The organism is Variovorax humicola, from assembly GCF_037889915.1.
Lineage (GTDB): Bacteria > Pseudomonadota > Gammaproteobacteria > Burkholderiales > Burkholderiaceae_C > Variovorax > Variovorax humicola.
In genome coordinates, this window is the sequence record NZ_JBBKZV010000015.1 from 126,573 (window position 1) to 137,765 (window position 11,193).

At 62.8% G+C, this 11,193-nt stretch carries 6 protein-coding genes and 1 tRNA gene; 6 read left to right on the plus strand and 1 reads right to left on the minus strand.

Going from position 1 to position 11,193, the window contains the following annotated elements; translation table 11 throughout:
• Positions 1-3: 3 nt before the first annotated feature.
• The 5 genes from WKW80_RS22140 (at position 4) to WKW80_RS22160 (ending at position 8,630) form a co-directional block, all read left to right on the plus strand.
• The gene (locus WKW80_RS22140) at positions 4-4,128 is read left to right on the plus strand and encodes a translocation/assembly module TamB domain-containing protein (protein ID WP_340365721.1); all 4,125 of its coding nucleotides are present in this window, start codon (positions 4-6) and stop codon (positions 4,126-4,128) included.
• Between the two features lie 95 nt (positions 4,129-4,223).
• Positions 4,224-4,298: transfer RNA gene (locus WKW80_RS22145), tRNA-Arg, on the plus strand.
• A gap of 885 nt (positions 4,299-5,183) precedes the next feature.
• Complete coding sequence (locus tag WKW80_RS22150) at positions 5,184-5,402, plus strand: type 2 periplasmic-binding domain-containing protein (RefSeq protein WP_340365722.1); 219 nt, start codon at positions 5,184-5,186, stop codon at positions 5,400-5,402.
• 504 nt (positions 5,403-5,906) lie between these two features.
• Complete coding sequence (locus WKW80_RS22155; RefSeq protein ID WP_340365723.1) at positions 5,907-7,577, plus strand: acyltransferase family protein; 1,671 nt, start codon at positions 5,907-5,909, stop codon at positions 7,575-7,577.
• A gap of 927 nt (positions 7,578-8,504) precedes the next feature.
• Complete coding sequence (locus WKW80_RS22160; RefSeq protein WP_340365724.1) at positions 8,505-8,630, plus strand: hypothetical protein; 126 nt, start codon at positions 8,505-8,507, stop codon at positions 8,628-8,630.
• Between the two features lie 1,350 nt (positions 8,631-9,980).
• Here WKW80_RS22160 and WKW80_RS22165 read toward each other — a convergent pair.
• On the minus strand, positions 9,981-10,157 hold the full coding sequence (locus WKW80_RS22165; RefSeq protein ID WP_340365725.1) for a DUF3606 domain-containing protein: 177 nt from the start codon (positions 10,155-10,157) through the stop codon (positions 9,981-9,983).
• A 161-nt stretch (positions 10,158-10,318) separates the two neighbouring features.
• On the opposite strand from WKW80_RS22165, the gene WKW80_RS22170 reads away from it, so the two are divergent.
• Complete coding sequence (locus WKW80_RS22170; RefSeq protein ID WP_422822944.1) at positions 10,319-11,122, plus strand: ATP-dependent DNA ligase; 804 nt, start codon at positions 10,319-10,321, stop codon at positions 11,120-11,122.
• The last annotated feature ends 71 nt before the right edge of the window (positions 11,123-11,193 follow it).

Consider the following 11,193-nt stretch of genomic DNA (forward strand, 5'->3'; position numbering starts at 1 on the left):
GCGATGCAAGACGCAACGCCCTCACCCACCCCATCGGCGCCCTCACCGCCGCCTTCGCTTGCGAAGCCTCCGCGCTCCCGCACGCGGCAGGCGTTGCGCGGTCTCGCCTGGCTTTCGGGTGGCTTGCTGGCGTTGCTGCTGGTGCTCGCGGCCGGCGCATGGTGGTGGATCGGCTCCAGCGAGTCCCTCGCGTTCACGCTGGCCCAGGCCGCGCGCTATTTGCCGGCGGGCCAGACGCTGGAGACCCGTGGGGTCAGCGGCTCGCTGCGTACCGGCGGACACATCGGCTTCCTGCGCTGGCAGAGCGCAACGCTCGCCGTCGAGGTGCACGAGGCGACGATCGGCTGGAGCCTGCAGCCGTTGCTGAGCCGCCAACTCAAGCTCGGCGAAGTGCATGTCGAGCGCGTGTTGGTCGAGCGCATCGGCACGCCGGACGACAAGCCCAAGGAGCCGCTCGAGCAACTGGCGCTGCCCATCGAAATCGACCTGCCGTTCCGCATCGACACGTTGCGCTGGAGCGGCCCGCCTCCGCTGGAAATCGACAAGCTCGCCGGCCACTACCGCTATGCGGCGGACCATCACGCATTGCAGGTCGACAGCATCGACATCGCCGACGGCCACTACAACGGCAAGCTTGATCTGCAAGGCCCGGCGCCGATGGCGATCGAGGTGGAGGTCGAAGGCAAGGTGCGCGCACCGCTGGACAAGGAGCGCAGCATCGACGTGCTCGCGACCGCGAGCGCCAAGGGCACGCTGGCCGGACGCGATGCGCGCCTGGCGGTCGAGGCCCGGCTGAAGCCGGCCGAGCAGGACGCTGACACGCCGATGAATGCCCACCTCACGGCCAACCTCGCGCCGTGGCAGCCGCAACCCGTGGTCGATGCCCGGGCCGACCTGGAGAACGTCGACCTGGCAGGTTTCTGGCCGCAGGCGCCGGCGACGCTGCTCAGCGGCGAAATCGTGGCCGGACCCGACACGACGGCCGGTCCCGATGGCTGGCAAGGCAAGGTCGATCTCCGCAACGCCCGGCCCGGTCCGTGGGACGAAGGCAAACTGCCGGTGGAGCAAGTCGAGGCCAGCGCGAACTTCGACGGAACGAATTGGACCGTGCCGCAGGCCACGATCCACGCTGGTGGCGGCCGCATCAGCGCGGAAGGCCGCTGGAGTCCCGTGCCGGCGCCTTGGCAAGCCAAGGTCACGATGGAAGACGTGCGGCCCGGCCAGTTGCACACGCAGCTTGCAGGCGCGCCGATCGACGGCCGCGCCAGCGTCGAGCAGCGTGGCGAGGCCCTGCTGTTCGACCTGGCCCTGAAAGCCGAAGGGGGCGCCGGCGCAGTCGGCGCGCTGGAAGGCCTGCGCCTCGACCGCGCCGACGCGCAGGGCCAGTGGCAGAACCAGGTGCTGGACCTGCGCACGCTGCGCATCGATGCGTTGCGCGCGCGCCTGGACGGCAAGCTGCAAGTGCGCATCGCCGAGCAGGCCGCCAATGGCAACCTCAAGCTGGCCGTGCCGGGCGGCAGTGCGCAAGTCGAAGGGCGTGTGGCGCCGGCGCAGGGCGCGGCCGAACTCAAGGCCAGCGTCGACGACGCGACCGCGCTGCAGCGATGGATCGAGCAATTGCCCGGATTGGCCGACGCTTTCGCCGGCAACGTCCTGACAGGCAATGCGCGACTCGACGCGCGTTGGCAAGGCGGATGGCAGGCGATTCAGCGGCGACTGCAGGATGTCCAGCAGCCGGCGTCGCGCGGGGCCGAGCCCTCGCTGCAAGCCACGCTCTCCGCGCCGCAGCTGGACATCAAGCGGCTGCCGCCCGGCTCGGGCGCCACGAAGGCGGCCCGGGAAGTCCCGGCCGCGCAGGCCATAGAGACCGCGCAGACCGTCCAGTTGCGCAACCTGCGCGCCGAGTTCGACGGCAGTATCGCGCAGGCAAAACTGTCGTTGCGCGGAGAAGCCGGTATCGGCACGCGCACGATCACGCTCGACACCCTGGCCAACGGCGGCCTGCAGCGCGCCAATCAATGGCAAGCCGCGCTCGACAGCCTGAAGCTTCAAGTGCAGGACCGCGCGAAACCGGGCCCCTGGACGCTGGAGCTGGCCCGCACCGTCAAGGCGACGCTGCGCACGGGCGGCGGCAAGCTCGACCTCGAAGCCTCGGCCGCCGGCGTCACCGTGCGCGGCCCGGTGCCGGGCACGGTGCGGATCGACTGGCAACCTGTGCACTTCCTCCAGCTCGGCGAACCTCCGAAGCGCGTCTATCGCCTGCAATCGCAAGGCAAGCTGCAGGGTTTTCCGATGGCCTGGGCACAGGCGCTCGGCCCCGGTACGCTGTCCGACCTTGGCGTCAGCGGGGACCTGGTCTTCGACGGCGACTGGTACATCAACGCCGGCGACACGCTGCACGCCCATGCCCGGATCGCGCGACAGAGCGGGGACATCCGCGTGCAGGCTGGCGAGGCCGCGCTGGTGCGCCGCATTCGCAGCACCGGCACCGGCACGGCCAGCGAGATCACGAGCGACGTAGCGACAGCCTCCGGCGCGGGCACGCCGGCGGGCCTGCGCAAGGCCGAACTCACTTTCGATGCACAGGGCGATGCCATCAAGACAAACCTGACCTGGGACAGCGAGCGCGCCGGCCAGATCAATGCCGAAGCCAGCACCCGCGTGCAACAGCGCGAGGGCGGCTGGCTCTGGGCCGACGACGCGCCGCTCGCCGGCAGGGTCACGGCGCGCCTGCCCAACCTGGGCGTGTGGTCGATGCTGGCCCCGCCGGGCTGGCGCATCGCAGGCACGCTCGATGCCGATGCCACGCTGTCCGGAAGCCGAGCGGCGCCGCGCTGGAATGGCACGCTGGGCGCCGACAAGCTCGCGCTGCGCGCGCAGGTCGAAGGCCTGGACCTGCGCGACGGCCGCCTGCGCGCCGCGCTGAACGGCGACCGGCTGGAGCTGACCGAATTCACGCTGCAAGGCGGGGCGGCCAGCAGCGCGCGCATTCCCGGCCAGAGCGGCAACATCAGCACCGCCTCCAGCGAGGCCGCGAAAAGCGGCGGCACTGTGTCAGTCACCGGCACGGCAAGCTGGGGCGCCGCAACGCAACCGGGCAGCGGCATCCGCATGAACATGGAAGGCCAGTTGCGCGAGTTGCGCCTGCTGGTTCGCACAGACCGGCAGGTCACCCTGTCGGGCAACGTTCAGGCCCGGCTTGAAGCTGGCGCGATCACGGTGCGTGGCGACCTCAAGACCGACCGCGCCGTCATCATCCTGCCCGACGAAACCGCGCCAAGCCTTGGCAGCGACGTGTTCGTGCACTCCGCCGCGAAGGACCGCGAGACCGAAGCCGCAGCCCTGGCAGCGCGACCAAAGGCCGCCGCCAGCGACGACGACACGCTTCCGGTCGCCGCGCAAACGGCCAAGCCACCCGACATCGCGGTCAATTTCGATCTGGGCAAGGACTTCGCGGTGCAGGGACGCGGCATCACCACGCGCCTCGAAGGCAAGCTCGCCATCCGCAGCGCCGGCATGGGCACGCCGCCGCGCATCACCGGCGAAGTGCGCACCGTGCGCGGCCGGTACCGCGCCTACGGCCAGCAGCTCGACGTGGAAACCGGCATCGCGAGCTTCAGCGGGCCATTCGACAACCCGGGCCTGGACATCCTGGCGATCCGGCCGAACATTTCGCAGCGCGCCGGCGTGCACATCACCGGCACGGCACAGTCGCCGCGCGTGAAGCTCTATTCCGAGCCCGCGCTGACAGACGCAGAGACGCTGTCATGGGTCATGCTGGGCCGCGCCTCGGCAACCACCGGCGGCGAGGCGGTGGTGATGCAGCAGGCGGCACTGGCGCTGCTCGGCAAGCTAGGCGGCAACTCCGCCGGCGGCAACTTCGCCAGCCGCTTCGGCCTCGACGAAATCGGCTTCAAGGGGCCGAGCAGCGGCGGCGACCTGAACGCGTCGGCGATCACGGTGGGCAAACGTCTTTCGAAAGACTTCTACGTGACCTACGAGCGAAGCCTGTCAGGCACGATGGGCACGCTGTACATCTTCTACGACCTGACCCAGCGACTGACCCTGCGCGGCCAGGCTGGGGAGCACAACGGCGGCGACCTCATCTATACCGTCAAGTTCAACTGAAGGTGTGGGTCGCGCGATGTACTGCTCAATTGATGGGAGGAGCGCTTTCTCGGGTGAAGCAACACGCCGAGACTGGTAAAGTCACGGCCGCCCATGTCCTCGTAGTTCAATGGATAGAACGGGGTCCTCCTAAGACTCAGATACAGGTTCGATTCCTGTCGAGGGCACCAACCTTTCATCTGGAAAGCGCGCAGGAATCCCTGCTTAGCTGTGCGTAAGGGGGAAGAAGAAACCACTAAGCGACATGGGTCGCTACAAAGGGGGAACAGGGGGAACACGGCTCCCCCGCCTATCGTTCCCACTCGCCAGCATCGCACGACGCCTCCGAGATGCAAGCTGCTTTTGCAAGGGGGATCGCATGATGGCGGCGGTGGTGCTCTGCGCGCAGGAGAACTTGGCGCTTCCCTACTGGGCCTCGACAGAGGTGATGTCGACCTATCACCGGGGGCAACCGCTGCCAGTGCCGACGGCGTCAGCCCTTGCCAATCGTCGACGCGATTGAAAGCCCCCGACCAGTTGGCACTGTGTCGGGGGTCTACGCGTATCGGGTAACGACGCGCACCGGGCAGGTGCCGCCATTTAATTCCCGATGTCACGCAGAGCCGCAACGACACTGCGCTGGCTGGTCTTCCACCCCTGAAGGAGAAGACCATGAACATCCAACCCCATCCCCGCAGCCGCCCGTTTGCATGGCGCGCCGAACCGGCCGAGCGTCGACCTGAACGCTATCGCGAGCGAGATCCGCGAACTGCACGCGGACGTTATCCACAATGCTATCCACATCGGGCGCCTCTGACCAAGGCAAAGGCAGCCCTGCCGCACGGCAAGTGGCTCACAGCGCATCGAACCCGGGATCGGTCTGTACCTATGGCGCCAACCCAGCGACGCCGACTTCACGGCGCTGGTCGCCGGGGGGCGGCTAGACCTGCAGGGAAGGACGCGCTGACCGTCCTCGGGCAGAAGGAAATCCCCGACACTGCAGAGCAGACGGCAATCGCGGCGAGGGCGTACTTGTGACCGTCCCTGTGAAGTCTGCATGCCCTGCGGGTCAGGGCATGCGGGCCATCCCGCCTGAATGTCTCAGCGCCAAGGAGATGATCGCCGTGCGCATCGCGCCCGACATGCACATGACGGTGGTGGCATCGCCGCCGTACTTCGAGGGGCGATCGAAGCCAGCAGTGCCGCGCGATCAGGTCGAGCACACCTGCATCAACCTGCGCCTGCCGACGCATGGTGGCCTCTACGCCTGGGAATTCGAGAAGGAAGGGGAGTAGGTCAACGCCCATGTCGAGGGACAGTGTGGAGACCTACAACACGCTCTCGCAGATCCTGCATGGGGCGATGTCAGGCTTGGGCATGCCCTACATCGCGAAGGACCTTGCCCAACCGGTCATCGACGAGGGCCGCCTCGTGCCGGTGCTGGAGCGACCTTTCCGGGCTTCCACATCTACTACCCCCAGTCACCAGAATCCCCGCGCTGAAACTGGTGGTGGACGCGCCGCAGGCGGAATTCGAACATGACCTGTAGTTTTATTAGAAGTTCTTGTCGGCCTAGGAGACATTCCACCCTTCTTTCTCTAACCTTTCAGTAGTCTTTCTCCACCCTTTCAGTAGTTTTCAGTGGAACGTCGCTGCGCGAGCCCCGAAACACCCCTTGGCTCACTCGCCCCATCGCATCTGACGCCTTGGGAAGTTGCGATGGGCGAATTTTCAAATTGGAGTGTCCCCATTCTCAATGACTACACTGCGGAGGCCCGCGCCGAAACCTAGAATAGTTGATGCTCACACCTCTACCGCAAGTAGTCCCAGGTGCCCACACTTCCGCGCGACTACAACAACTTACGGGTCTGCGCTTCTTCGCGGCACTCGCAATCGTGGTGTTTCACCTCAAAGGTGTCTTTGGCGTTCCCGCGATTTCGGTGGACTTGGCGCAGGGAGTCACCTTCTTCTTTGTGCTTTCAGGTTTCATCCTCAGCTATGTCTATCCCAAACTACGCAATAGTGCATCGGTAGCTCAATTTTATCGGGCGCGAATCGCTCGTATATGGCCTGTTCATTTGGTGGCCCTAATTCTCGGTTTTATTTTAATTGGCTATGAGTTCGATTTAACAACCCTCGCCCCCAACATTCTTCTAGTGCAAGGCTGGCTGCCTGTCTCTGCAATGTATTTTGGTTACAATTCGCCCTCATGGAGTGTTTCGGCTGAATTGTTTTTCTATCTCGCATTTCCATTGCTGATTGTCAATTGGGATTCGACTTGGCGTTGGAAAATCTCGTGTTGCGTGCTTCTCACAGCGTTCGCTATCTGCCTTGGCGCTATTTGTGAGTTGCCTGAATACGAAAATCTCGAATCAGCATCGTTCAATATTTCCCAGCATGGCCTTGTATACATTGGCCCTCTAGCAAGACTGCTGGAGTTTGTTCTGGGAATTGGAGCAGCGCAAATTTTTCGGCGATGGCAGCCTGTTCTTTCTCTAAGAAATGGCACCTTTGTAGAATTGGGGGCCATCGTGCTTTGCGCTATACCAATGATTATTTCTCCTATTCTCGTCGAGTCTATTGGCAATGCGGCCAAATGGAGCGGAGCGAGGATGTGGCTAACTCACAGTTCTGCGGCACCCACTTTTGCGATCTTGATCTTGGTATTTGGCTGGGGAAAAGGTCTTATCTCGAGATTTTTGGCAATGCGCCTCTTGGTATTTCTTGGAGAAGTTAGCTTTTCGATGTACTTGGTGCATCAGTTGCTGATTATCTACTATCAAGGGCATTCAAATGATTTTGTGCGTATGGGCAATTTCCCTGCGTTGTTTTTTTATTTTACAATTTTGCTGGCCACCTCAATTTTTTTTTGGAGCGTGTTTGAGGTTCCCGCTAGAAGATTTCTGACAGGCCGTAAAGACCCGGTAACCAATGCAAAAAAAAGAGTCGCGCGCGCCCTTTTGGGACCTGGACTTTGCATTCTGATGATCGCCGTCGTCGTCCAGCAAACTTACGCGCCATCCTGGCATGCGCGCCCCATAGGCAACGAAGCGGCACGCGCGCTGACGCCGGGCGATCTGGTTCCGTATATCGGCTCCACGCTTGGGGAATTCCGCCTCCAAGGCCTGAACGTGGAATGTGTCCCAGACGGAATTCAATTGAAGGTGGTTTGGCAGAGCATGCGGGATCAAAAAATGGTCTACTTGAATGGGCTCCATATCGTCGATTTTTCGGGCAAGATACTCTCTCAGGCTGACTATCAGCAGCCAACAGTTCCTGCCTCTATGCCTGCTGGAAAACTCTGGATTGATGAATTGTTTTTGAAGAAAGATCTCTTTTCGGATGCAGCCACTTCAATTGGCCTGGTTCTATACCGAGGGCCGGAGGTGCTTGCTGTGCAAGGCGTAAAGACAGATTGGGGTGGAAAGCGCTTGATCGTTCCCATTCCCAAGTGTGCATTCGTGAGCTAGAAGCACGTTCGATAGGTTCCCGACGCCGCCTCAGCATCCGATCTGGCCAAAACCGGACTTCAACTACTGATTGGCTCGAACTTCCGGCGTAGACGAGCCGCTCTCTGGCGCGGGTTGGTGACGTGCTTTTAGACGGTGCAGGCGTGGCGTCGAACCCAGCCCTCATCGGGGCCACGACGGCCAGCGCATCGTGGTCGGCAGCCAGACCCCTTCACAACAGTGACGAGCGGCGGGCTTTGCAGGTGCTCGAAAAGACCGGCTGCATTCGCGGCATCGTCGCGTCGTCGGCACCTGTTTCACTCGGCCTACGTCGCGCCCGCTGCTGCTGCCTGTCCGGTCGCCGCGCGCGAAAGGGGTGCGACAAAAACGCGGCCTTCTCAAAAATCACGAGCGCAGCGAACTCGGCAACTTGGCAGGGCTAAAACCGATTCATTCGCTGCCGGCCGGCCAGCCGGTCTGCAGCGGCGATATTGAACTTGATGCTGCACACGGCCGTTCTCCGGATCGTCGATTTCAGCGAGCAAATTGGAGAAACTGCTTATCGATTCGCGCCGGGCGAGGATGAAGACGCGGCGCCGGTGGGCTGAACATGGACCCGAAGAAACGATTCGCGATTTCCAGCAGTACCTGATGCACGACTTCGACAACGATGCGGTGTCGCCCGAAACGCTGTGCAGATCGGCTCGTCTGTAGCCGGCGTCAGACGCGTCGGGGGGAACACGTGGGGGAACAGCCCCCGCTTATGTTCCCTATCCCCCTATTAAGTGCGATTTCTGTCGAGGCACCACTAAGGTGTTGATTTTTAAGGAATTCATTCTGAATCGGGACGGCACTGAGACAAAACCGCACCATGCCCAACGTCGAATTCTTCCTCAGGATGCTCCCGCCCAACAAGTGGCGCAACGAGGGCGGCGCGTCGATTTCAAGATGACAACTGCGGAGGCGCTGAAGCGCTACGCGGGCGCGACGCCGTTCCTGAGTCCGCGCGAGGTGCGCAAGGTCGGTCATAGCGCAGGCATCTCGGGCGCCGAGTCGAAGTACGACAAGAGGTGACCCATGACCGATGTCGATTCCCTCCCGCCCTGCCCCTCCGCCTCGACGGCAATCTGGGCTTCACCGCAGATGGAGATCTACGGCACGCAACAATCGCGTGGTTCCTGTTGGGAGCCTCAGTGACACGTCGACGCTGACACCGCAGTTGAACGAGCGGATTCGGGAGGCAAGCCCGGAAGAAGTGAGCGTTTGGCTCCAGAGGCCCGCGGGGTCGACCGCTCAGGCGGCGCCCTGCGCCCCGGGCGCGCAGCGGAACACTCAGGTCGCCCAAGTCGAGCTTTTCTTAAGCCTTCGAATTGTCCGAATTCCTTCCGGCGTCACGGCGAAGACGCGGGCAGGAGGCTGCGACACACGGCCACCCGTTCGCACCACATCCGGTATGTCGCAGGAGATCAAAGAGGCGGCCGCGTAGCCTCGCAACTGGTCGATGAGTGGTTGCTCATCGATCGTCACTGGAAGCCTGGCGTTTGCCAGGCGTATCAGGAGTTCGTATCGCGCCGCGATTGACATGTTCGGACTATTGCGGCGCCTAGTTGCTCATCTTGTGGGCATACGGATCCGATCCAGGTAGGCCATGAGCGGTCCAATGACGCTGACGCCCGCGAATTGCACTCGACGGGGACGTCGACCGCCCGTCCTCACCAAATCACTATCACTTCGGGGAACTCGAAGTACAGCTATCGGCCGGCGGAAAAGGCCCCACGATCGCGGCCTAAGCACAGGAGCAAAGCACGGAGAACGCCGTTCATGGCCCGCGGGAATGAGAGCGCGATGTCAGTGCAACCAAAACTTCCACCGTGAGCGTCTCCCGTCACCGCCGAGAGCCCCTGGGATCGTCGTTACGCCACCGAACCGCCTCGTCATTTCGTCCTCATACATAGAAACCACGCGCGCAGCGTTCGGCGTCCGTCTGGAGTACTGGGCCTGCCAGAATCTGGTCGCAGCAATCAGATCCGCGTCGGACAGTGCTGCAAGGTTCACATGATCCGTTTTTTTCATTGATCGGCACCTTCTCGCTTGGCGGGCAGTTGGAAATGGTGCGGCGTCGGCGGGAAGATTTCTGTCAGAAGAATTCGGAGATTCCTGTATGGCTGTCGCGAGCCGTTGTCTCGCTACTCTTAGCTTTCCTGAACCATGAACCGGGGCCCTTACCACCCCGTCAGACCTGGTGATGCATCGTCGATAGCGAGGAGCGATTCGCCGCGTTGGATCGCATGCGTGCGCCGGGCGTGACGACCGGATTCGACGCGAACGAGGACTGAGCGCTGGTGCGGGCCTCGGGGGACTACTCGGGCTTCTTCACGCAGGCGACCACGGCTTCAAGGTATTCCCGGCGGGCGGCCCTTGAGCTCATTTCTTCGCCAAGTACTCGCGCACCGCTTGAACAGAGTGGCCAACCTGATGTACGGCTGCTCGCAACTCGGCTTCAGTTGCGTTCAGCGCCTTCCTCCACCACTGGATCTCGTGGGGTTCTTCCAGCGAAATCACCTTCGCGTCTTCAGCAGTCTTTTTTGGATCGTCGGGCATGATGCCTCCAAACATCGGGGTTGCCGCGCGCTCGGCGGCCGCGAGGGCACTCAAAGGTCGACCAACTCCTCTCGACGCGACATCCGCAACTCTCTGCATTTTTCTGACAGAAATTTTCCCGCGGACGCCGCATCTTCTTCAACAAATGCCCCCAACCGACTATCCCCCTATGCTCGTGTCGGAGAGGCCCTTCGACCCTTGACCAGCGCGGGTGGCTGTACGAGATCAAGTTCGGCGGCTATCGCCTCGTCGCGGACCTCGGCGGAGCGGTGACGCTGCGCACGAGGAACGGCGCGAACGCCACAAGTTGGTTCCCGGAAATCGTGTCGAGCCTGTCGGAGTTGGAAGGTCGATATGTGGTGGATGGCGAGATCTGCACCATGGATGACCTCGGGCGCAGCACCTTCGAGGTATTGCAAGAGCGCGCGCGGCGCCGGCGCTGGTACGAAGGCGCGCCGCCCGTCGTCTACGCCGTCTTCAAACTCCTGGTCAATTCCGGCGTCGAGATCACTCAGCAGCCCCTGTCAGTACGCAAGTCCGCGCTGGTCAAGCTCGTCGAGCGCGGTTTGCCGGGAATTCTGGTGGTGACCGGCTTCGCAGGCGGTGGCGAAGGGAAATGGCTGTTCAACGGCGCCGTCCAACAGCCGAAGCTCGAGGGCGCCGTGGCGAAGCGGCTGGACGGCGTCTACCGGCCCGGGGTGTGCAGCCCCGACTGGCTGAAGGTCAAGCGCGGGGGCGTGGTGCCCGCGGAGCGGTTCATAACGGGTATGACCCTGGAGCCAGTCCTTCACAAATTTCAGAAGGCTTCAATTTCGCGGTCGGTGGGCCGCTGCAATTGGTGCGGTCAGCCCACTAGCGCCGCGTCCTTGTCTTTGCCCGGTGCTCGCCCCCGATGGCCACTCAAACTGCTCCACTTGTGGCCAGGTCAAACTGCTCCACCTGGCCACCGGTGTTTGAGGCGCTGATTTCGGCGTCGTCGTAGATCGGAGCCTGGCCGGCAGGACGTTTACTTGCTCTCTCGATTCCCGAGGGAGCC

Coding starts and splice junctions, on each gene's coding strand:
- WKW80_RS22165 (WP_340365725.1), bottom strand. CDS start 10,157: ATGCCCGACGATCCAAAAAAGACTGCTGAAGACGCGAAGGTGATTTCG.
- WKW80_RS22150 (WP_340365722.1), top strand. CDS start 5,184: ATGCGGGCCATCCCGCCTGAATGTCTCAGCGCCAAGGAGATGATCGCC.
- WKW80_RS22140 (WP_340365721.1), top strand. CDS start 4: ATGCAAGACGCAACGCCCTCACCCACCCCATCGGCGCCCTCACCGCCG.
- WKW80_RS22160 (WP_340365724.1), top strand. CDS start 8,505: ATGACAACTGCGGAGGCGCTGAAGCGCTACGCGGGCGCGACGCCGTTC.
- WKW80_RS22155 (WP_340365723.1), top strand. CDS start 5,907: ATGCTCACACCTCTACCGCAAGTAGTCCCAGGTGCCCACACTTCCGCG.